Source organism: Nocardioides sp. GY 10127 (assembly GCF_004919085.1).
Classification (GTDB): domain Bacteria; phylum Actinomycetota; class Actinomycetes; order Propionibacteriales; family Nocardioidaceae; genus Nocardioides.
Map to the genome: position 1 here is coordinate 88,276 of NZ_STGL01000007.1, position 21,839 is coordinate 110,114.

The window sequence follows — 21,839 nt, forward strand, 5'->3', positions numbered from 1 at the left end:
GGCGTCGCGCTCGCCGCCTGTCGGGGCGTGGTGAGAGGCTCCGCGCGTGAGCAGACCACGGCTGGACGACGAGGAGCGACGGCGTCGCCTGGCCCGGCACGGCCTCGGGCCGGCGCACCGGGTGGGCACGGTGGAGGAGGCGGTGCGGGCCGTCGTGTGCCTGCACGCCACCGAGGCCCCGACCGTCTCCCTGTCGGTGCACGCCCGCGTGGACGGCCTGGGTCGGGACGACGTGGAGGAGGCCGAGACGGTCGAGCGCAGCGTCGTGCGGCAGCTGGCGATGCGCCGCACCATGTTCGTCCTCCCGCGCGACCTGCTCGGCGCCACGTGGGGCTCCGCCGCGGCCCGGACCGCCGCGGCCGAGCGCGCCAAGCTGGTCAAGGACGTCGTCCGGGCCGGGATCGCCGCGGACGGCGAGGCCTGGATGACGCGGGCCGAGGACGCCGTCCTGGCCGCGCTCGCCGCCGCGCCGGAGGGGCTGACGACGGTGCAGCTGCGGGCGGCGGCGCCGGAGATCGACGTCCGCGCGGAGCTGCCCAGCTCACAGGTGCAGCCCGGTCGGGTGCTCACGGTCCTGGGGGCGCAGGCGCGCATCGTCCGTGGGGCCAACACGCAGCACTGGCGGCAGTACCGCCCGCGCTGGCACCGGATGGAGGACTGGCTGGGCGCGGAGTGGCTGACGGGGCCGGGCGCGCACCTGGCCCCGGCCGACGGCTACGTCGAGCTCGTCCGGTGCTGGCTGTCCCGGTTCGGCCCGGGGACGGAGAACGACCTCGTCTGGTGGCTCGGCTCGACCAAGGGCGCCGTGCGGGCGGCCCTGGTCGCCGTCGGGGCGGTCGAGGTCGACCTCGAGGGAGGCGCCACCGGCTACGTGCTCCCCGGCGACGAGCCCGTGACCGGTGCCCGCGAGCCCTGGGCCGCGCTCCTGCCCGTCCTCGACCCCACGACGATGGGGTGGAAGGACCGGGCCTGGTACCTGGGCCCGCACGAGCCGGTCCTCTTCGACCGCAACGGCAACGGCGGCACGACGGCCTGGTGGGACGGGCGGGTCGTCGGCTGCTGGGTGCAGGACCCGGACGGGGACGTGGAGGTCCGTCTGCTCGAGGACGTGGGCGCCTTGGGCCGGGCGGCGCTCGCCGTGGAGGCCCGGAGGCTGACGACGTGGCTCGCGGGGGAGCGGGTCAGCCCGATCTACCGGGCGCCGGCGATGACCATGGCGACCGCCGACCTGCCGTACCCTCCGGTGCGTGCCTGAGCAGCCCGAGCAGCAAGCCCCGCCGGTCCAGCGGCTGCGCGTCCGCTACGCCAAGCGTGGACGCCTGCGCTTCACCAGCCACCGCGACTTCTCGCGCGCCTTCGAGCGCGCCGTCTTCCGCGCCCGGGTGCCGATGGCCTACTCCTCGGGCTTCAACCCGCACCCGCGCATCTCCTACGCCGGTGCGGCCCCGACGGGCTCCGCCAGCGAGGCCGAGTACCTGGAGATCGCGCTGAAGGAGGTCGTGGACCCCGCCGCGATCCACGCGCTGCTCGACGAGGCGCTCCCCCCGGGCCTGGACGTGCTCGAGGTCGTGGAGTCGCCGGGCGGCTCCCTCGCGGACCGGCTCGAGGCGAGCCGCTGGGCGATCGACCTCATCCCGCCCGCCGGGCCGGACGAGGCCGCGGCCCGCGACGCCGTGGCGCAGCTCCTGGCCGCGGAGTCGGTCACGGTCGAGCGGATGACCAAGAAGGGCCTGCGCGAGATGGACTGCCGGGCCGCCGTCCTGCGCCTCGACGTGGTCCCCGCCGAGCGTCCGGGCACCGTCCGCCTCGACCTGCTCCTGCGGCACGGCGTCCCGGCGATCCGGCCCGACGACGTGCTGCGCGGCCTGGCCCAGGTGAGCGGCCTGGACGCCGGCACCGCGCCCCTCATGACCAGGCTCGCCCAGGGCCCGCTGGTGGACGGCGACGGGGCCGACGACGCCGTCCCGAGCATCGGGGACCCGCTGTCCCACGCGGGATGAGCCCCGGGCGAGGACCGTTGTGCGATACTCCCGACAGGTCCTCGACCACTCCGAGCCAGACGACGGCGCCAGGCCCACCCGGCCACGACGTCCCGCCTGACGGCTCGGCAGCAGTCGGCGACCCGACGACGTTCTCGCCGAACCACGAGGTCCGGCACACCGGGGGCGGTCGTCACCAGACCGCGACGCGGCCCGTCCGCTCGGTGACAGCGAGCAGGCGACACCTCATCCCAGGTGGCCAGCGACCGCGGTAGGTGACGGCAGGGTCTCGGTGACGCACCCAGCGGAGGGGTCGCCACCACCGACAGACTTTTCCGGGCCGCGCCCTCGGCGCGACCGGACGACACGCCCGACGCGACCCCGCGGCCCGGGCAAGGAGCAGCACATGCCCGACGAGAACGAGGTCGGCGCGCAGCCGACCGCCCCCGAGGCCGGCGCCGAGACCAGCACCGCCCCCGCCAAGAAGACCGCGCGCAAGCGGACCACCAAGAAGGCCGCCGCCGCGCCCGCCTCCCCGGCCGAGGCGACGGCCCAGGCGACGGGGGAGCCCGCCGCCGACGCCGCCCCGGCCAAGAAGACCGCGCGCAAGCGGACCACCAAGAAGGCCGCCGCGGCCCCCACGGAGCAGGCCGAGGCCCTGTTCGAGGCCCCCGCCGCGGACGCCGAGCAGGCGCCGGCGAAGAAGACGGCCCGCAAGCGCACCACCAAGAAGGCCGCCGCGGCCCCGGCCGAGGCCACCACCGAGACGGCGGAGTCCGCCGCCGAGACCGCCGAGGCTCCTGCCGAGCCCGCGCCGGCGAAGAAGGCGGCCCGCAAGCGCACCACCAAGAAGGCTGCCGCGGCCCCCGCGGAGCCCGCTGCCGAGACGGCCGAGACCGCCGAGGCCGCTGCCGAGCCCGCGCCGGCGAAGAAGACGGCCCGCAAGCGCACCACCAAGAAGGCCGCCGCGGCCCCGGCCGAGGCCACCACTGACACGGCCGACGCCACCGCCGAGACGCCCGAGACCGCCGAGGCTCCTGCCGAGCCCGCGCCGGCGAAGAAGGCGGCCCGCAAGCGCACCACCAAGAAGGCGGCCCCGGCCGTCCTCTTCCAGGCCCCCGACGCCGACGCGGTCGAGGCCGCCAAGGCCCTCACGGACGAGTCCGAGGAGGAGACCGACGAGGAGGCCGAGGGCACCGTCGAGGCCGTCGAGGCGGCCGCCGACGAGCAGCCCGAGGACAGCACCGAGAACAGCACCGAGGACTCCGACGACGACGGCGCCGAGGACAGCGACTCCGACGACGCCGACGACGAGAAGGCCGAGGGCTCGTCCTCCGGTCGCCGTCGCCGTCGCCGCGGTGGTCGCCGTCGCCGTCGTGGCGGCAGCGGTGGCGCGGATGCCGAGGGCGGCGACGCCGAGGCCTCCTCCGACGCCGACAGGGCCGAGGACGCCACGGACGAGAAGTCCGGTGAGAAGTCGGACGAGCAGGGCGAGGACAAGGGCGACCAGGCGGACCAGGGCGACAAGGACGAGGACGGCGAGCGCTCCGGCTCGTCGCGCCGTCGCCGTCGCCGCCGTCGCTCGGGCGACTCCGGGCAGGACAGCTCGGACGACCCGGAGAACACCGTCACCAAGGTGCGCCAGACGCGCTCCCCGGAGGACCAGATCACCTCGCTGTCGGGCTCGACCCGGCTCGAGGCCAAGAAGCAGCGCCGCCGCGAGGGCCGGGAGGCCGGCCGCCGCCGCGCCCCCATCGTCTCCGAGGCCGAGTTCCTGGCCCGCCGCGAGTCCGTCGAGCGGGTGATGGTCGTGCGCGAGCGCGAGGACCTCACGCAGATCGGCGTCCTCGAGGACAAGGTGCTCGTCGAGCACTACGTGGCGCGCGAGTCGCAGACCTCGATCATCGGCAACGTCTACCTCGGCCGGGTGCAGAACGTGCTGCCCTCGATGGAGGCGGCGTTCATCGACATCGGCAAGGGCCGCAACGCGGTCCTCTACGCCGGTGAGGTCAACTGGTCGGCGCTCGGCCACAAGGACGGCCAGCCCCGCAAGATCGAGTCCGTCCTGTCCTCGGGCCAGACCGTCCTGGTCCAGGTCACCAAGGACCCCATCGGTCACAAGGGCGCCCGGCTCACCAGCCAGGTCAGCCTCCCGGGCCGGTTCCTGGTCTACGTGCCGGACGGCACCACCTCGGGCATCTCCCGCAAGCTCCCCGACACCGAGCGTGCGCGGCTGAAGACCCTGCTCAAGGAGATCGTCCCGGACACCGCCGGCGTCATCGTGCGCACCGCGGCGGAGGGCGCCAGCGAGGAGGAGCTGACCCGCGACGTCGAGCGGCTCAAGGCCCGCTGGGAGGACATCGAGAAGAAGAGCAAGGGCCAGGCCCCGCAGCTCCTCTACGGCGAGCCGGACCTCACCCTCAAGGTCGTCCGCGACCTGTTCACCGAGGACTTCTCCAAGCTGGTCGTGCAGGGCGAGGGGGCCTGGGAGCTCGTGAGCGACTACGTCCAGCACGTGGCCCCGGACCTCGCCGAGCGCCTCGAGCGCTTCGAGCCCGCCACCGAGGGCAAGAACGCCGGCAAGGACGTCTTCGCGGTGCACCGCCTCGACGAGCAGATCGCCAAGGGCCTGGACCGCAAGGTCTGGCTGCCCTCCGGCGGCTCGCTCATCATCGACCGCACCGAGGCGATGACCGTCGTCGACGTCAACACCGGCAAGTTCACCGGCTCCGGGGGCAACCTGGAGGAGACGGTCACCAAGAACAACCTCGAGGCGGCCGAGGAGATCGTCCGCCAGCTCCGGCTGCGCGACATCGGCGGCATCATCGTCGTCGACTTCATCGACATGGTGCTGGAGTCCAACCGCGACCTGGTCCTGCGCCGGCTCGTGGAGTGCCTGGGCCGCGACCGCACGCGCCACCAGGTCGCCGAGGTCACCTCGCTCGGCCTCGTCCAGATGACGCGCAAGCGGATCGGGACGGGCCTGCTGGAGGCCTTCAGCGAGAACTGCGAGCACTGCCAGGGCCGCGGCCTGGTCACCCACGACCTGCCGGTCGAGCCCAAGGGCGGCGGCAACGGCGGCAACGGAGGTGGCGGCGGCAAGGGCGGCAACCAGGGCGGCAACGCCAAGCAGTCCGACCAGGGTGCCCAGGCCGGCTCCGGCGACGGCGAGGAGCCGCGCCGCTCGCGGCGCAGCCGTCGCGGGCGCGGTGGCGACAAGCAGGAGCAGGGCCAGAAGGACGCCGTGGAGGCGACCGAGGCCGAGCGCCGCGGTCCGTCCCCGGCCGAGTTCGCCGCCATGGCACGGCACGCCGAGGCGGAGGCCGCTGAGGCCGCGGAGGCTGCCGAGGCGACCCAGGACGACCAGCCGACCGCTCAGGCGACCGCGCTTGAGCCCGAGATCGCCCCCGGCGAGGTCCCGGCCGAGGTGCCCGCCGAGCAGGTCGAGCCGACGGCCGAGGCCGAGGAGGTCGCCGAGGCGGCCGCCACCGAGCCCGTGCAGGCGCCCGTGGCCACCACGGTGACGACCACGACGCGGACCCGCACCCGCCGGTCCACCCGGACCGGGACGGTCACGACCGGCACGGCCGCCACGATCGTCGTCCCCTCGACCCCGGCGGCGCCCGTGGAGACCCCTGAGGTCTCCACCCCGGCGCCCAAGGTGGTCACGCGGACCCGGTCCCGCCGGGCCACGCGGCCCGCCGGCGCCCCGGACGCCGGCACCTCGACCGACTGACGCGGTCACCCGGTCGGGCCTGGTGACCAGGCCCGACCGGGACCCCGCCGGGTCGGGAGCGGACGTTTTGCTCCCACCTGGCCGGGTGCGTACGATGAACCCTCGGTGCGTCGATACGCGCCCTCCTCTCCTGCACACCCCGCACGACGTCGTCCGCCCCCGGGCCTGGCGCGACGGAGCCGGGGAGCCCGAGCCGGTGGTCACACCGGAGTGGGCGGAGCCGTGCGGGGCCCCAGACAGACGCAAGACGAGTTCGACGAAGGAGACCGCGGTGTACGCGATCGTGCGCGCTGGCGCCACCCAGCAGAAGGTTGCCGTGGGCGACGTCATCGAGATCGACAAGGTCGCCACGCCGGTCGGCGAGACCCTGACCCTGCCGGTCCTGCTCGCCGTCGACGGCGAGACCGTCACCTCGGCGAACCTGGACAAGGCCGCCGTGACCGTCGAGGTCCTCGGCGCCACCAAGGGCCCGAAGATCGTCATCCAGAAGTACAAGAACAAGACCGGCTACAAGAAGCGCCAGGGTCACCGCCAGAAGTACACCCAGGTCAAGGTCACCGACATCTCGCTCTGACCCTCCCGGTCAGCGACCACACTCCCGGCGCGGCACGCTCCGCACCGGATCACACCGAAGAAGGATTCGACATGGCACACAAGAAGGGCGCGGCGTCCACCAAGAACGGCCGCGACTCCAACGCCCAGCGCCTCGGCGTCAAGCGCTTCGGTGGTCAGCTGGTCAACGCCGGCGAGATCATCGTCCGCCAGCGTGGCACCCACTTCCACCCGGGCACCAACGTGGGTCGCGGTGGCGACGACACTCTGTTCGCCCTCGAGGCCGGCGCCGTGCAGTTCGGCACCCGCCGTGGCCGCCGGGTCATCAACATCGTCCCGGGCGAGTGACCTGACGCTCGTCTGAGATCCAGCTTCACGCGAAGGGCGTCCCGTTCTCGGGACGCCCTTCGTCGTTCCCCGCCCCGCACAGGAGAGTTCACCCATGGCCGTCCCCAGCTTCGTCGACCGCGTGCGTGTGCACGTCAGCGCAGGTCGCGGCGGTAACGGGGTCGCCTCCGTCCACCGCGAGAAGTTCAAGCCCCTCGGTGGTCCGGACGGCGGCAACGGCGGCCCGGGCGGATCGGTGATCCTGCGGGTCGACCCCGACGTCACCACCCTCGTCGACTACCACAACGGCCCCCGCCGCAAGGCCGAGCACGGCGGCCACGGCGCCGGTGGTCACCGCAACGGCGCCCACGGTGCCGACCTCGTGCTCGGCGTCCCGGACGGCACCGTCGTGGCCGACACCGACGGCAACGTCCTCGCCGACCTCGTCGGCATCGGCACCGAGGTCGTCGTGGCCGAGGGCGGCCGCGGCGGTCTCGGCAACGCCGCCCTGGCCTCGTCCAAGCGCAAGGCCCCCGGTTTCGCCCTGCTCGGCGAGCCCGGCGACGAGCTGGAGCTCGTGCTCGAGCTCAAGGTCGTGGCCGACATCGGGCTCGTCGGCTTCCCCAGCGCCGGCAAGTCCAGCCTCATCGCGGCGATCTCGCGGGCGCGGCCCAAGATCGCCAACTACCCCTTCACCACGCTCGTGCCGAACCTCGGCGTGGTCACCGCGGGGGAGACGACCTTCACCGTCGCCGACGTGCCCGGCCTGATCGAGGGCGCCGCCGACGGTCGCGGCCTCGGCCACGACTTCCTGCGCCACGTCGAGCGCTGCGCGGCGATCGTCCACGTCATCGACACCGCCTCCATCGAGCCCGGCCGCAACCCTCTCGACGACCTCGACGTGATCGAGAACGAGCTGAGCCGGTACGGCGGCCTCGAGGACCGGCCCCGCCTCGTGGCCCTCAACAAGGTGGACGTGCCGGACGGCCGCGACATCTCCGACATGACGCTCGAGGACCTGCGGGCCCGCGGGCTCGACGTGTACCCGGTCTCCGCGGCCTCGACCGAGGGCCTGCGGGCGCTGACGTTCGCGATGGCCCGGATCGTGCAGGCCACCCGCACCGCGAAGCCCGAGGCCGCCCCGCAGCGGATCGTGCTGCGCCCGGCGGGCCTGGGCGGCAGCGGCGCCGACTTCACGGTCGAGGAGACCACCGAGGGCTGGCGCGTGCGCGGGCAGAAGCCCGAGCGGTGGGTCCGGCAGACCGACTTCGCCAACGACGAGGCCGTCGGCTTCCTCGCCGACCGGCTCAACCGGCTCGGCGTCGAGATGGCCCTGGCCAAGAAGGGTGCCCAGGAGGGCGACGCCGTCATCATCGGTGCCGAGGAGAACTCGGTCGTCTTCGACTTCCGCCCCAGCATCGAGGCCGGCGCGGAGATGCTCGGCCGCCGCGGCGAGGACCACCGGTTCACCGAGGACCGCCCCGCGGCCCAGCGCCGCCGCGACATCCTCGAGGCCATGGAGGACAAGGACGAGAACGAGGCCCGTGCCGACGTGGCTCGGCGCATCGACGAGGCCCGGCGCGGCGGGACCGCCAACGCGCCGCTGCCCAAGCGCGGCGGCACCGACGGCCCGATGACCTACGAGATCGGCACCGAGGACGACCCCGACTGGGACGGCGAGGAGTGAGCGAGCCCCTCGCGGTCACGACCGGGGGCCTGCGCGACGTCGTCACGCAGGCCCAGCGGGTCGTGGTGAAGGTCGGCTCCTCCTCCCTCACCACCGCCGCCGGCGGGATCGACCCGGCCCGGCTGGGCGCGCTGGTCGACGTCCTGGTCGAGGCGCGGGGTCGCGGGGCCGAGGTCGTCCTCGTCTCCTCGGGCGCCATCGCGGCGGGCCTGGCCCCGCTCGGGATGAAGCGCCGCCCCACGCTGCTCGCTGAGCAGCAGGCCGCGGCGAGCGTCGGCCAGGGGCTGCTCGTGCACCACTACACGACCGCCCTGCGGGCCCACGGGATCACCGCCGGCCAGGTGCTGCTCACCGTCGACGACGTGACCCGGCGCAGCCACTACCGCAACGCGGCGCAGACCGTCTCCGCGCTGCTCGGGATGGGCGTGCTGCCGATCGTCAACGAGAACGACACCGTGGCGACCACCGAGATCCGCTTCGGCGACAACGACCGCCTCGCCGCCCTCGTGGCGCACCTGGTCCGCGCCGACCTGCTCGTGCTGCTCTCGGACGTCGACGGCCTCTACGACGCGGACCCGAGGACGCCGGGGGCCCGGCTGCTCTCCGAGGTGCACGGCCTCGAGGACCTCGCCGGGGTGGCGATCGGCCGCACCGGCGCGGCCGGGGTCGGCACCGGCGGGATGGAGACCAAGGTCGAGGCCGCGTCGATCGCGACGGGCGCCGGCGTGCCCGTCGTCCTCACCTCCGCGGCCAACGCGGGGCCCGCCCTGGCGGGCGAGGCCGTCGGCACCCTCTTCCACGCCACGGGTCGCCGCCGCAAGCGGCGCCTGCTCTGGCTCGAGCACGCCACCGAGGCGCGCGGCAGCATCCTCCTGGACGCCGGGGCGGTCCGTGCCGTGGTGGAGCGCCACGCCTCGCTGCTGGCGGCGGGCGTGACCGGCGCCGAGGGCGCCTTCCACGCGGGGGACCCGGTGGACCTCGTCGGGCCCGACGGCGTGGCCGTCGCGCGCGGCCTGGTCAACTACGACGCCGAGGAGATCCCCGAGCTGCTGGCCCGCTCGGCCTCGGAGAAGCGGCGCGAGCGCGAGGTCGTCCACCGCGACGCTCTCGTCCTGCTCTGAGCGGACCCACCGTGCCCGAGCCGACGCCCGCCCCCGCCCCGCGCGGGGGAGCCCGTCGGGTCGGCCGCGTCCTGCTCTGGCTCGTGGTCCTGGGCCTGCTGGCCCCCGCCACGGCCCTCACCTGGCTCCGCGCCACGGGTCAGGACGGCGACCTGGCCGTGCGGGCCGTGGCCTTCGCGCCCTACGCCCTGCTGGCCCAGCTCTTCGTGCTGGTGCTGGCCGGCGGCGCCTGGTGGCACCGGCGGCGCGCCGTCCTGCGCCTGCTGGCGGCCCTCGTCGCCCTGGCCGGGCTGGGGCTGCAGACGGCGTGGCTGGCGCCGCTGCTCACCGGCCCGCCGGCGGCCGCGGAGGAGGCGGTGCGCGCGGGTGACCCCTCGCTCGTCGTCCTCAGCTCCAACCTCCTCGTCGGCGGCGCCGACCCGGCCGAGCTGTGGGACGTGGCGACGGGCGAGGACGCCGACCTCGTCGTCCTGCCCGAGGCGACCGTCGACGTCGTCGCCGCGCTCGACGACCTCGGTGCGGCCGAGCGGTGGCCCTACCGGATCGGGACGCCCGCGCCCGAGGGCTCCACGGCGGGCACCGTGGTGCTCTCGCGGCTCCCGTTGGGCGAGCCGACCCGGCTCGGCACGATCATGGAGTCCTGGGCGGTGGACGTCGACGTCTCCTCCCTCACCGGCACCAGCGGCGACGCCCTGCGCCTGCTCGCCGCCCACCCCGCGGCGCCCGCGGACCCGCCCTCGTTCCGCAGCGACGCCGCCGTGCTGCGGGCGGCCGTGCGGGACGAGGCGCCCGACCTGGTGGTCGGCGACCTCAACGCCACGCTGGACCACGTGCAGCTGCGCCGGCTGCTGGCCGCCGGGGGCCTGCGGGACGCGGCCGAGGAGGCCGGCAGCGGCTGGCAGCCCACCTGGCCGGCGAACGGGCTGTTCCTCGACGTCCCGGCGCCCCTCGTGGCCATCGACCACGTCCTCCTGGCGCCCGGGCTGGAAGCGACGGCGACGCGCACGCACCGGCTCGACGGCACCGACCACCTGGCGCTGGTCGCCGACGTCGTGCTCACGGGCACGGCCTGACCGGCACGTGGTGGTTCGATCCGGGGCGGGGGAGCGACGTAGGCTGACCACCCGATGTCCCGCGCCGCCGTCTACCTCGACCACGCCGCGACCACGCCCCTCTCGGCGGTCGCGCTGGAGGCGATGACCGCGCAGCTGACGCAGGTCGGGAACGCCTCGTCGCTGCACGCCTCCGGCCGCCGCGCCCGCCGGGTGGTGGAGGAGTCCCGGGAGTCCATCGCGGCCTCGCTCGGCTGCCGACCCGGCGAGGTCGTCCTCACCTCCGGCGGCACCGAGGCCGACAACCTGGCCGTCAAGGGCGCGCACCGCGCGCGGGTGGCGGCCGACCCGCAACGACGTCGGCTGCTGGTCAGCGCGATCGAGCACCACGCGGTCCTGGACGCCGCCGAGCACCTCGCGGCCACGGGGGAGGCCGACCTGGAGCTGCTGCCGGTCGACCACGACGGCCGCCTCGACGTCGGCGCGCTGCGCGACGCGCTCGAGCGGGAGCCCGGCACCGTCTCGCTGGTGAGCGTCATGTGGGCGAACAACGAGGTGGGCACCGTGCAGCCCCTGGAGGCGGTGACGGCGCTGTGCGCCGAGCACGGCGTGCCCGTGCACAGCGACGCGGTGCAGGCGGTGGCCTCCCTGCCGGTCGACTTCGCCGCCTTGGGCCTGGACGCCCTCGTCGTCACGGGCCACAAGGTCGGCGGCCCGCTCGGCGTCGGCGCGCTGGTCTCGCGGCGCGACCTGCCCCTCACCCCGCTGCTGCACGGCGGCGGGCAGGAGCGCGACGTCCGCTCGGGCACCCTCGACACCCCCGCGGTCGCCGGCTTCGCCGCGGCGCTGGCCGCCGCCGTCGCCGAGCGCGAGGCCCACGCCGCGCACCTGCGCGCCCTGAGCGCCCGGCTGGTCGCCGGGGTGCGGCGCGCCGTCCCCCAGGCGGTCCTCAACGGCCCGGCCGCGGACTCCGCCGAGCGGCTGCCCGGCGTCGTCCACCTCTCGTTCCCCGGCTGCCAGGGCGACTCCCTCCTCATGCTGCTCGACGCGGCGGCGGTCGAGTGCTCGACCGGCTCGGCGTGCTCCGCGGGCGTGCCCCAGCCCTCCCACGTCCTCCTGGCGATGGGCCGCGACGAGGCGAGCGCGAAGAGCTCGCTGCGCCTCAGCCTGGGCCGGACCTCCACCGAGGCGGACGTCGACGCGGCCGTGGCCGCGCTCGGCCCCGCCGTCGAGCGGGCGCTGCGGGCCACCCGGCGCGTGGCGGGCTGAGCCGTGCGCGTGCTCGCCGCCATGTCCGGCGGGGTCGACTCGGCCGTCGCCGCCGCGCGCGCCGCGGAGGCCGGCCACGACGTCACCGGCATCCACCTGGCCCTCTCCCGCAACCCGGCGTCCTACCGCTCGGGCGCGCGGGGCTGCTGCACGATCGAGGACAGCAACGACGCCCGGCGGGCCGCCGACGTCATCGGCATCCCGTTCTACGTGTGGGACCTCTCGGCGGAGTTCCACGCCGAGGTCGTCGAGGACTTCATGGACTCCTACGCCGCGGGGCTGACCCCCAACCCCTGCCTGCGCTGCAACGAGCGGATCAAGTTCGCCGCCGTGCTGGACCGCGCGCTCGCGCTCGGGTTCGACGCGGTGGCCACCGGCCACTACGCCGTGCTGCGCGAGGGCGAGGACGGCCTGGTGCAGCTGCACCGCTCGGCGGACGCGGGCAAGGACCAGTCGTACGTGCTCGGGGTGCTCGACCAGTCGCAGCTGCGGCACTCGCTCTTCCCGCTCGGGGACACCCCGAAGCCGCTCGTGCGCGAAGAGGCCGCACGCCGCGGGCTGCTCGTGGCCGACAAGCCGGACAGCCACGACATCTGCTTCGTCGCCGACGGGGACAACGCCGGCTGGCTGCGCGAGAAGCTGGGGGACCGGGCTCCGAACACCGAGGGCCCGATCGTCGACGACGCCACCGGCGAGGAGCTCGGCCGGCACGAGGGCACCTACGCCTACACGATCGGCCAGCGCCGGGGCCTGCGCCTCGGTCGGCCGGCCCCGGACGGGAAGCCGCGGTTCGTCCTCGACATCGAGCCCGTCTCGGGCACGGTGCGGGTGGGCCCGCGGGAGCGGCTCGCCGTCGAGGCGCTCACCGCCGACCGACCCCGCTGGTGCGACGCCCCGCTGCGGCCCACGGCCGCCGGGCCCGCCGTCCTCGAGGGCGAGGACGTGACCGTCCAGCTGCGCGCCCACGGGGCCGAGCACCGCGCCCGCGTGCTGGTCACCGGCGACCCCGAGGACCCCACGTCCCACGTCGTCGAGGTGGAGCTGCTCGAGCACGCCTCCGGCATCGCCCCCGGTCAGGCGGTCGTCGTCTATGCCGGCACCCGGGTCGTCGGCTCCGCCACCATCACCTCCACGCGGCGGGTCACCGCCGCCGAGACCTCGAAGGAGGCAGGCGCGTGAGCGGTCTGCTGCTGCCCGGCGCCGACGGCTGGGAGGACGCCCCCGACGCCGCCGGCGAGAGCCCCGACCTGCTGTCCGGGGCTCCCTTCGGCACCGCCGTCGGCTCGCTGCCGGGCGGCGGCGCCGGGGGAGGCGGGGGAGCGGCGGAGGACGCCGAGGCCTACCGGGAGGCGGTCAAGGCCGTCCTCGGGACGCTCACGGACGCCGCTCCGCTGCCCGAGCTGCCCGGCCGCGGCGCCGGGGCGGGCATGATCGGGCGGACGCTGGGCGCGATCCGTGCGCTCGACGCCGACCTCCAGCCCGCCGGCTGGCGGCTGACCGGCACCGACGGCGCCCCCGGGCTCGACCAGCGTCGCGCCCGCAGCCTGCTCGGCCAGGACCTCGACAGCGTCGAGGAGCTCGGTCAGGGCTTCGCGGGCGTCGTGAAGCTCCAGCTCACGGGCCCGTGGACGCTGGCCGCCACCGTCGAGCTGCCCCGCGGCGAGAAGGTGCTCTCCGACCACGGCGCCCGTCGCGACCTGGGCCTGGCGCTCGCGGAGGCGGTGCGCGAGCACGTCGCCGACGTGCGGCGTCGCCTGCCCGACGCGGCCGGGTACGTCGTCCAGCTCGACGAGCCCTCCCTGCCCGCCGTGATGGAGGGCCAGGTGCCGACGGCGTCCGGATACCAGCGGCACCGCCGCGTCGACCGCCCCGAGGTCTCCGACCTGCTGGAGCAGGTGATGGCCGCCGCCACCGCCGCCGGGGCCGAGCCGTGGGTGCACTCCTGCGCCCCCGGCGTGGACTGGGCGCTCGTCCGCGGGGCCGGCGCGCGGGGCCTGGTCGTCGACGCGGCCCTCCTTGCCACCGCCGACCACGACCTCATGGCCGCGGCGCTCGAGGACGGCGACGCGGTCGTGCTCGGGATCGTGCCCTCCACGGACCCCGACCCCTGGCCCTCCGACGCGCGGCTCGTGCAGCGGGTGGAGCGGTGGCTGGACATGCTCGGCCTCGACCCGACCTCCGGGCGGCTCGGCGTCGCCCCCGGCTGCGGCCTGGCCGGCTCCTCGGGCCGCTGGGCCCGCCGAGCCATGCAGCTCTCCGCCTCCGTCGCCTCCGACCTCGCGAACCTGGGCTGAGCCGGCCCCCGAGACTTTCGGGAGATCCCGGGACGCCGCGAGCCGCGGGACGTCATGCGTCTGAGGGACTGTGCGTCCCCTCCGCATGACGTCCCGCGGCTCGGCGGGTGCTGCTGGGTGCTTCTGGGTGCTTCTGGGTGCTGCAGGGCGGGTCAGCCCACGTGCACGCCGCCCTCGGGGCCGTCGGTGGCGAGCTCGTCCGGGCGGACGTCGAGGAAGATCCAGATGATCGCCGAGGCGAGGACCATCATCGCGGCGCCGAACATGAAGGCGTGGGTGGCGCCGTCGGTGAAGGACGCCTGGAAGACGACCGCGTCGAGGTAGGTGGTCGAGGTACCGGGCACGAGCGCCGTCGGGTCGGCACCCGCGTCCGTGAGGCCCTGGGCCAGCGACGGGGCGACGTCCGCGGCGGTGCCGTTGATGTAGTGCAGGGCGACGGTGGAGAGCGCGGCCAGGCCGATGGCGCCGCCGATCTGCTGCATCGTGTTGAGGACGCCGGAGCCGATGCCGGAGTCGCGGGCGGGCAGGTGGTGCACCGCGGTGAGGGTGAGCGGCACGAAGGTCATGCCCATGCCGAGCGCCATGCAGAGGATGAACGGCGCGAGGTGGACCCAGTAGTTGAGGTCCGAGCCGATCGGGTCGCCGCCGAGCGCGGCCAGGACGTTGGCCGGGGAGTCGTCGACCGAGAGGCGGGAGTACCCGAAGAGGCAGGCCGCGGCGATGAGCGTGCCGGTGCCGGCGAGGTACTTCGGGCGGATGCGATTGACCAGGTTGGAGCTCACGGTCGCGCCGATGATGATGCCGACCGAGAAGGGCAGGAACGCGAAGCCGGTGCGCAGGCTGGAGTAGCCCATGATCTGCTGGACGAACAGCGAGAGGTAGTAGAACATCGCGAACATCGCGGCCGGGGCGATGAGCATGGCGATGAGGCTGGCGGCGCGGTTGCGGTTCGCGAAGATGCGGATCGGCAGCAGCGGGTGCTCGCGGCGCTGCTCGATGAGCACGAACACCGCGAGCAGGACGACGCCGGCGCCGAGCGAGAGCAGGGTCTGGGCGCTGCCCCACCCGTAGTCGGACTCGCCGGCGCGGGTGAAGCCGAAGACGATGCCGACCAGGCCGAGCGTGCCGGTGATGGCGCCGGGGACGTCGAGCTCGCCGGGGTGGGTCTCGGACTCGGGGAGCAGCAGCGGTGCGACGGCCGCGGCGATCAGGCCGATCGGCACGTTGATGAGGAAGGTCAGCCGCCAGCCCTCGACGTCGAAGCCGAAGGCGGAGTCGAGGCCGGTGAGCCAGCCGCCGAGGATGAGGCCCACGGCCGCGCCGGCGCCGGACATCGCCGCGTACACCGCGAAGGCGCGGTTGCGGGCGGGGCCGGCCGGGAACGTCGTGGTGATGAGCGCCAGCGCCGCCGGGGACGCGAGCGCGGCACCCAGGCCCTGGAGGGCACGGGCGGCCAGCAGCAGCGTCTCGTTGGTGGCCATGCCTCCGAGCAGGGAGGCCACGGCGAACACCGCGAGGCCGATCATGAAGACGCGGCGCTTGCCGTAGAGGTCGCCCAGGCGCCCGCCCAGCAGGAGCAGGCCGCCGAAGGCGAGGGCGTAGCCGGTGACGATCCAGGTGAGGTTGGCCGCGCTGATGTCGAGGTCGACCTGGATGTGGGGGAGCGCGATGTTCGCGATGGTGGCGTCGAGGACGACCATCAGCTGCGCGATCGAGATGAGCACCAGGGCCCAGCCGAGGTGACGCGCGCCCGTGGGTGCGGTCTCCTCGTCGGGCGTCAGGTCGCCGGTCGTGGACGTGTCGGTCACGGGAGGTCCTTCGTTCGGGTGGGAAGCGCGCGGGAGGAGGCGCGCGGGAGGTAGGTACCGGTCGGGGCACCGGCCGCGGTGGTGGTCGGTCGGGACGACGTCCGGGCGACTGCCCGGTGGAGCGCTGCTCCGTCGACGTGGTGCGGGTGGCTCAGGTGTCTCAGCTGGTGCGGGGTGGCTGGGGGCGGGTCAGGCGTGGCTGGGGGCGGGCGCGGCGGCCGCGAGCGCGGCGGGGAGGACGACCTGGTCGATCACCCGGGTGACGGTGGCCTCGTCGGGCACCTCGCCCAGCACGAAGGCGCGGTGCAGGACGATGCCGGCCAGCGCGCTCTCCAGGAGGTCGAGGTCCGCGTCGGGGCGCAGGTCGCCCCGCTCCCGGGCCCGCTCCCAGATCACCCGGCTCGCGGCCACCTTGGGGCCGACGACCTGGGTGCGGAAGGCCGTCGCGAACTGCGGGTCACGCGCGATGGCGGTCACCACACTGCCCATGAGCGCGCTGGTCGCGGGGTCGGTCAGGCCCTCGGAGGCGCAGAACATGCCGCGCAGGTCCTCGCGGAGGCTGCCGGTGTCGGGCGGCGGCGCGGCGCTGCCCTTGTGCCGGGCGAGCGCGGCGGCGACGAGGGAGGCCTTGTCGCCCCACCGGCGATAGAGGGTGGCCTTGGAGGCCTGGGCCCGCTGGGCGACCGCGTCCATGGTCAGTCGGTCGAAGCCGACCTCCAGGAGCACCTCCACGCCGGCGGCGAGGATCTCGCTCTCCCGGTCGCCCTCGACGCGGGGACGGGTGCCGGGCTCGACGGGAGTCATGGGGCGTCCTTCCGGGGCGACGGGCGGCTGGGGACCAGCCGGCGGGCACGGATGAAACGGTACGGTTCCGTTCCAACGAGACGAAACGGTACGGTTTCGTTTCGTGGACGGCAAGCGTGTTCTGCGCCACACCCCGGCCTCCCAGCGGCGGTGGGCCGCCGGGGGGACGCAGGGAAGGGGCGCGCGACGAGGCATCTCCCGAGGGAAGCACCCGCCACCGACAGCGGGCCTCCGAGTTCCGGCCGCGTCCCGCGGCCGACCCGGCGGTGGGACGCCGCCGCCCCCGGGAATACCGCTTCAGGAACGCTCGGGCGGGCTCAGAGGTCGCCGGTCGAGCGCAGGACCTCGAGGCAGCCGCGCAGCGCCACCCCGTTCCAGTCCGGCACGCGCCGCAGCATGTAGTGCCCCACCGCGCCCATGGGGGAGAACCCCGTCGAGGCCGCGACGGAGCCCGCCCGGTCCAGGTAGGCGGCGGTCATCCGGGCGGAGGTGATCCGGTCGGCGCTGCCGTGGGCGGCGCGCACGTGCCGCCCGGCGAGCGCGTCCACCGGGTCGTCCGGCTGCCACCACGGGGCCAGGCCGACGACCCCGCGCACCAGCGGGTGCGCCGCCTCGTGGGCGGCCACCCTGCCGCCCATGGAGTGCCCGAGCAGGACGACGGGCACCTCGCCCAGCTCCTCGCGCACCCGCTCCAGCGCCCACCGGGCGTCGCCGCGGACGACCCGCCCGTCGCCGTTCCAGCCGCGGACCCGGTAGCGCAGCAGCCAGGTCGCCACCCCGGCGTCCGCGAGCCCCGGCACGAGCGCCCGCTGGACGGCCCGCATCCGGTGCCACGACGCGCTCCGCCCGCCCACGGGCGCGGTCGAGCGCACCGTCCCCCCGTGCAGCGCCAGCACGAGGGCGCGCGGGGAGTCGACGTCCTCGCGCGTGAGCGCGGGCTCGGTGCCGCGCTCGGGTGCGGGGGCGGCACCGGTGTCCTGGCTGGTGTCCTGGCTGGTGGCTGGACGCATGTTCACGCTCCTGGTTCGTCGCCACCAGCCAAGCCGATGGGTGCGGCTCGCGGGACGCCGGATCGGGTGGTCGGGCTGTCGGCGGGGCGCGGCAAGATGTGCGCCATGAGCAAGGCCCCCACCGACGGCAGTAGCGCCGACCCCGCGACCGACCCCGCCCCCGTGGCCGACACCGTGGCCGACGCGCCCGCGGAGGCGCGCGAGGAGCACCGGCTGCTGGCCGAGGAGGTCGAGGACGCCCGCTGGCGCTACTACGTGCTGGACGCGCCCACGCTCGACGACGCGGACTTCGACGCCCGGATGCGTCGCCTGGAGGAGCTCGAGGCGGCCCACCCCGAGCTGCGCACGCCCGACAGCCCGACGCAGAAGGTGGGCGGCGCGGTCTCCACCGACTTCGCGGCCCACGACCACCTCCAGCGGATGGAGAGCCTGGACAACGCCTTCGACGGCGACGAGCTCCTCGGCTGGTACGAGCGGCTCGCGCGCGACGGGGTGGAGAGCCCGGCCCTGCTGTGCGAGCTCAAGGTCGACGGCCTGGCCATCAACCTGCTCTACGAGGAGGGCCGCCTCGTCCGGGCGCTGACCCGCGGCGACGGCACGACGGGGGAGGACGTCACCCCCAACGTCCGCACCATCGCCTCGATCCCCGACCGGCTCGCCGGCACCGACGAGTTCCCGGTGCCGCGCCTGGTCGAGGTGCGCGGCGAGGTGTTCCTGCCCGTGGCCGCCTTCGAGCGACTGAACGAGGCGATGGCGGACGCCGGGAAGCCGATGTTCGCCAACCCGCGCAACGCGGCGGCGGGGTCGCTGCGGCAGAAGGACCCGCGGGTCACGGCGTCGCGGGCGCTCGACATGGTCTGCCACGGCATCGGCGCCCGGGAGGGTTTCGCGCCGCAGGCGCAGTCGCAGGCCTACGAGGCCCTGCGGGCCTGGGGGCTGCCGACCAGCGACCGCGTGCGGGTGCTGCCCACCTTGGCGGAGGTGCGCGAGTTCATCGCCCACTACGGCGAGCACCGTCACGACGTCGAGCACGAGATCGACGGCGTCGTGGTCAAGGTGGACGACACCGCCCTCCAGCGCCGGCTGGGGTCCACCAGTCGGGCCCCGCGCTGGGCGATCGCCTGGAAGTACCCGCCGGAGGAGGTCAACGCCAAGCTCCTCGACATCCGGGTGAACGTCGGGCGGACGGGTCGCGTGACGCCCTACGGCGTCATGGAGCCCACCAAGGTGGCCGGCTCCACGGTCGAGAACGCCACGCTGCACAACGGGCACGAGGTCAAGCGCAAGGACGTCCGCCCCGGCGACACGATCATCCTGCGCAAGGCCGGCGACGTGATCCCCGAGATCCTCGGCCCGGTGCTCGCGCTGCGGCCCGAGGGTCTGCCGGAGTGGGTCATGCCGTCCGAGTGCCCGTCCTGCGGCACGACGCTGGTGGAGCAGAAGGAGGGCGACAAGGACCTGCGCTGCCCCAACCACGACCGCTGCCCGGGCCAGGTGCGCGAGCGGCTCTCGTTCGTCGCCGGTCGCTCGGCCTTCGACATCGACAACCTCGGCTACGAGGGCGTCGTCTCCCTGCTGGACGCGGGCGTCGTGGCCAACGAGGGCGACCTGTTCGACCTCGACGAGGCCAAGCTGCTCCGCACCGACCTCTACACGCGCGCGGCGAAGAAGGGCGAGGTCGAGGGGGACGTCGAGGGGCGGCGCGTCCTCAACGCGAACGGCCAGGGCCTGCTCGTGGCGCTGGACGCGATCCGGCAGCAGACCCGCGACCTGCCGCTGTGGCGGGTCGTCGTCTCGCTCTCCATCCGCCACGTCGGCCCGACCGCCGCCCGCGCCCTGGCGACCGAGCTCGGGTCGATGCAGGCGATCCGGGACGCCGACGAGGAGACCCTGGCCGCCATCGACGGGGTCGGCCCCACCATCGCCGCCGCGGTCATCGAGTGGTTCGGCGTCGACTGGCACGTCGAGATCGTGGAGAAGTGGGCCGCGTCCGGGGTGTCCATGGAGGACGAGCGGGACGAGTCCACCCCGCGCACGCTCGAGGGCCTCACCGTGGTGGTGACCGGCAGCCTCGTCGACTTCTCCCGCGACTCGGCCAAGGAGGCGATCCTGTCCCGCGGCGGCAAGGCCGCCGGGTCGGTGTCGAAGAAGACGAGCTTCGTCGTCATCGGCGAGAACGCGGGCTCGAAGGCGGAGAAGGCCGAGCAGCTCGGCGTCCCGATCCTCGACGAGGACGGGTTCAAGGCGCTGCTCGCCGGAGGCCCCGACGCCGTCGCGGTGCCGGAGGCGGAGGTCGACCCGGAGGTCGACCCGAAGACAGACACGGAGACCGGCCCGGACGCCTGAGCCCCACCCGCCGGTCCAGCCAGCCCCGCCGGTCCGGCCCCGCCGGTCAGCCCCGCCGGCGAGGCGGGCCGGCCGCAGAGCGCCGGTCGAGCCAGGCGGCGACCGCGGCGGCGCCCAGCAGCGCGAGCACCGGGCCGACGACGCGACCGGGGTGGTCGGCCACCCACCCGCCCACCGGTCCGAGCGCGAGCCACGCGACGAGCGCGAGCACGACCGCCCTCGTCGCCCAGCGACCGGCCGTCGTGCTGGTCCGCTGCCCCGCCCAGCGCCCCACCCAGCGCCCCCACCGCAGGTGGGCCTCGGTGCGGCGGGCCTCGGGCAGCACCTCGCGCGACGGCTGGGGCAGGAGGAGCCCGGGCGGCACGAGCGGGTCGAGCAGAGCGGGCAGACGCTCGCCGCCCACCCAGGCGGTCGGCTCCAGGACGAGGGTGTAGCCGTCCTCGCGCACGAGCGTGCGCAGCCCGTCGGGGTGGGTCAGGCACCCGGCGAGGTCGGCGAGCAGGGCCTCGGCCGCCTGGTCGCCGCTCACGACCCGCACACCGCTCGGGCGGACCTCGAGCCGTGCGGGGTCGGCCGGCCAGTCGGCGTGCCGGAGACGGACGACCGCGCGCCCCTCGGCACCGTCGACGGTGACGCGGGGCATCTGCAGGATCGGCAGGGTGGCGTGGTTCCAGGCCGTCTCGCCCGGCACCCCGAGGAGCAGGGAGGCGCGCAGCGACTCGGCGGCCGCGGTGACGTCCTCGGCGGTGAGGGACCGGGCACGTCGCCGCAGCGACCCGACACCCTCCGGCTCCCGACCCTGGAGATGTCGTGTGGCCTGCCCCGCGCACAGGCCGGGCAGGCTCCGGGGGTCCTCGGAGGCCTGCAGGAAGGCCGCGACCGCGGCGTCCAGCTCGGCGGAGAGGGCGTGCGCGTCCCCGCCCGGCCCCAGCCCGGCCACGACGGCGAGCGCGTCCTCGGCGAGCCGGGGGAGCCGGCTGGGCGACACGTCCGCGCCGGCGAGGACGACCGCGCGGGTGGCGTCCACGGGCTGGTAGTCGCTCCAGGGGGAGTAGCTGGCGCCGTGGTCGCCCCGCAGTCGCTGCGTGAGGCGCCGGGCCAGGATCGTGTGGGCCAGCCAGAGGGGGCCCTCGCGGTCGACCTCGCCGGAGAGGACGAGGCCGCGCGGCTCGACGTAGCCGGCCGGGAGCGTCTGCTCGCACGGCACGGCGACGGGCAGCGGCAGCAGGTCCCCGTCGGGCAGGTGCAGTCGCAGGCCGGCCGGCGGCGGGCCGTCGAGCACGAGCGCCGCGTTCTGCCGGGTGAGGACCCGGGCGGCCAGGTCGCGCAGGTCCTCGGGCTCCGCGGCGCCGATCCCGGCGGCGGGCCAGCCCGCCAGCCCCGGGCCGAGCGCGCCGTAGCGCCAGGTGAGCGCGTGGGCCGCCGGCGAGGCGCCGCGGGCCCGTTCCTCGGCGTGCAGGACGCCGCGCTCCACCCCCCAGCGGTCGAGCACCGGGTCCGCCATCCACGAGGTGAGCCGCGCGAGGTGGTCGGCGACCTCCTCGCTCGGCCCGTGGCTGTCGAAGCCCGTCTCCAGCAGCCCCACCGAGCCGTTGAGCGAGAGCGTCCCCGACCCGCCGTCCACGGCCTCGAGCGCCAGGTGCTCCAGCGCGTGCAGCCACCCGGAGGTCGCCAGGGTGCCGTCCGCCGTGCCCTGCCGGAACACGAGACGGGCGGTGAGGGTCGGGTGGCCGCTCTCGCACCAGAAGGTGGGGACGCCGTCGACCTCGGTGCGGTGCATCAGCTCGTCCATGGCGGCGTCAGGGTAGGCGAGGCAGCGCCTCGGGCGGACCTGTTCGGTCCGATCCGCAGGGA

General features: G+C 75.3%; 16 protein-coding genes. 12 read left to right on the top strand and 4 right to left on the bottom strand.

The window, feature by feature from the left end:
- Positions 1–46 precede the first annotated feature (46 nt).
- The 11 genes from E8D37_RS12830 (at position 47) to E8D37_RS12880 (ending at position 14,017) form a co-directional block, all read left to right on the top strand.
- Positions 47–1,255, top strand: a complete 1,209-nt coding sequence (locus E8D37_RS12830) for a winged helix DNA-binding domain-containing protein (protein ID WP_136570191.1) — start codon at positions 47–49, stop codon at positions 1,253–1,255.
- Positions 1,248–2,000 (top strand): TIGR03936 family radical SAM-associated protein, encoded by a 753-nt coding sequence (locus E8D37_RS12835; protein ID WP_136570192.1) that lies wholly within the window; start codon positions 1,248–1,250, stop codon positions 1,998–2,000. Before E8D37_RS12830 ends, E8D37_RS12835 begins: the two co-directional genes overlap by 8 nt.
- A gap of 385 nt (positions 2,001–2,385) precedes the next feature.
- The gene (locus E8D37_RS12840; protein WP_136570193.1) at positions 2,386–5,715 is read left to right on the top strand and encodes an Rne/Rng family ribonuclease; all 3,330 of its coding nucleotides are present in this window, start codon (positions 2,386–2,388) and stop codon (positions 5,713–5,715) included.
- A gap of 271 nt (positions 5,716–5,986) precedes the next feature.
- Positions 5,987–6,289, top strand: coding sequence for a 50S ribosomal protein L21 (gene rplU, locus E8D37_RS12845; protein ID WP_136570194.1), 303 nt, complete (start codon positions 5,987–5,989; stop codon positions 6,287–6,289).
- Between the two features lie 71 nt (positions 6,290–6,360).
- Positions 6,361–6,615: a 50S ribosomal protein L27 gene (gene rpmA, locus E8D37_RS12850; protein WP_136570195.1), complete on the top strand. Its 255-nt coding sequence runs from the start codon at positions 6,361–6,363 to the stop codon at positions 6,613–6,615.
- Positions 6,616–6,709: 94 nt separating this feature from the next.
- Positions 6,710–8,281 (top strand): GTPase ObgE, encoded by a 1,572-nt coding sequence (obgE, locus tag E8D37_RS12855; RefSeq protein WP_136570196.1) that lies wholly within the window; start codon positions 6,710–6,712, stop codon positions 8,279–8,281.
- Positions 8,278–9,402, top strand: coding sequence for a glutamate 5-kinase (gene proB / locus E8D37_RS12860; RefSeq protein WP_136570197.1), 1,125 nt, complete (start codon positions 8,278–8,280; stop codon positions 9,400–9,402). The genes obgE and proB overlap by 4 nt, the downstream gene beginning before the upstream one ends.
- Positions 9,403–9,413: 11 nt before the next feature.
- On the top strand, positions 9,414–10,475 hold the full coding sequence (locus E8D37_RS19895) for an endonuclease/exonuclease/phosphatase family protein (protein WP_168929750.1): 1,062 nt from the start codon (positions 9,414–9,416) through the stop codon (positions 10,473–10,475).
- 54 nt (positions 10,476–10,529) lie between these two features.
- Positions 10,530–11,723, top strand: coding sequence for a cysteine desulfurase family protein (locus tag E8D37_RS12870; protein WP_136570198.1), 1,194 nt, complete (start codon positions 10,530–10,532; stop codon positions 11,721–11,723).
- 3 nt (positions 11,724–11,726) lie between these two features.
- Positions 11,727–12,902: a tRNA 2-thiouridine(34) synthase MnmA gene (gene mnmA / locus E8D37_RS12875; RefSeq protein ID WP_206055738.1), complete on the top strand. Its 1,176-nt coding sequence runs from the start codon at positions 11,727–11,729 to the stop codon at positions 12,900–12,902.
- The gene (locus E8D37_RS12880; RefSeq protein WP_240770398.1) at positions 12,899–14,017 is read left to right on the top strand and encodes a methionine synthase; all 1,119 of its coding nucleotides are present in this window, start codon (positions 12,899–12,901) and stop codon (positions 14,015–14,017) included. Before mnmA ends, E8D37_RS12880 begins: the two co-directional genes overlap by 4 nt.
- 152 nt (positions 14,018–14,169) lie before the next feature.
- Here the strand turns inward: E8D37_RS12880 and E8D37_RS12885 are convergent, their stop codons facing one another.
- The 3 genes from E8D37_RS12885 to E8D37_RS12895 all read right to left on the bottom strand — a co-directional run bounded on the left by E8D37_RS12885 (position 14,170) and on the right by E8D37_RS12895 (position 17,639).
- On the bottom strand, positions 14,170–15,825 hold the full coding sequence (locus tag E8D37_RS12885) for an MFS transporter (RefSeq protein WP_240770399.1): 1,656 nt from the start codon (positions 15,823–15,825) through the stop codon (positions 14,170–14,172).
- Between the two features lie 189 nt (positions 15,826–16,014).
- Complete coding sequence (locus tag E8D37_RS12890; protein ID WP_136570199.1) at positions 16,015–16,629, bottom strand: TetR/AcrR family transcriptional regulator; 615 nt, start codon at positions 16,627–16,629, stop codon at positions 16,015–16,017.
- 317 nt (positions 16,630–16,946) lie between these two features.
- Complete coding sequence (locus E8D37_RS12895; RefSeq protein WP_206055739.1) at positions 16,947–17,639, bottom strand: alpha/beta fold hydrolase; 693 nt, start codon at positions 17,637–17,639, stop codon at positions 16,947–16,949.
- 105 nt (positions 17,640–17,744) lie between these two features.
- Between E8D37_RS12895 and ligA the strand changes: the two genes are divergently transcribed.
- On the top strand, positions 17,745–19,985 hold the full coding sequence (gene ligA, locus E8D37_RS12900; protein WP_206055740.1) for an NAD-dependent DNA ligase LigA: 2,241 nt from the start codon (positions 17,745–17,747) through the stop codon (positions 19,983–19,985).
- A 46-nt stretch (positions 19,986–20,031) separates the two neighbouring features.
- Here ligA and E8D37_RS12905 read toward each other — a convergent pair whose 3' ends face one another.
- Positions 20,032–21,777, bottom strand: coding sequence for an insulinase family protein (locus E8D37_RS12905; protein ID WP_136570200.1), 1,746 nt, complete (start codon positions 21,775–21,777; stop codon positions 20,032–20,034).
- Between the last annotated feature and the right edge of the window lie 62 nt (positions 21,778–21,839).

Excerpts from the sequence above, each read along its gene's own strand:
- E8D37_RS12840 (WP_136570193.1), top strand. The coding sequence starts at position 2,386 with ATGCCCGACGAGAACGAGGTCGGCGCGCAGCCGACCGCCCCCGAGGCC.
- rpmA (WP_136570195.1), top strand. The coding sequence starts at position 6,361 with ATGGCACACAAGAAGGGCGCGGCGTCCACCAAGAACGGCCGCGACTCC.
- obgE (WP_136570196.1), top strand. The coding sequence starts at position 6,710 with ATGGCCGTCCCCAGCTTCGTCGACCGCGTGCGTGTGCACGTCAGCGCA.
- E8D37_RS12870 (WP_136570198.1), top strand. The coding sequence starts at position 10,530 with ATGTCCCGCGCCGCCGTCTACCTCGACCACGCCGCGACCACGCCCCTC.
- E8D37_RS12890 (WP_136570199.1), bottom strand. The coding sequence starts at position 16,629 with ATGACTCCCGTCGAGCCCGGCACCCGTCCCCGCGTCGAGGGCGACCGG.
- E8D37_RS12895 (WP_206055739.1), bottom strand. The coding sequence starts at position 17,639 with ATGCGTCCAGCCACCAGCCAGGACACCAGCCAGGACACCGGTGCCGCC.
- ligA (WP_206055740.1), top strand. The coding sequence starts at position 17,745 with ATGAGCAAGGCCCCCACCGACGGCAGTAGCGCCGACCCCGCGACCGAC.
- E8D37_RS12905 (WP_136570200.1), bottom strand. The coding sequence starts at position 21,777 with ATGGACGAGCTGATGCACCGCACCGAGGTCGACGGCGTCCCCACCTTC.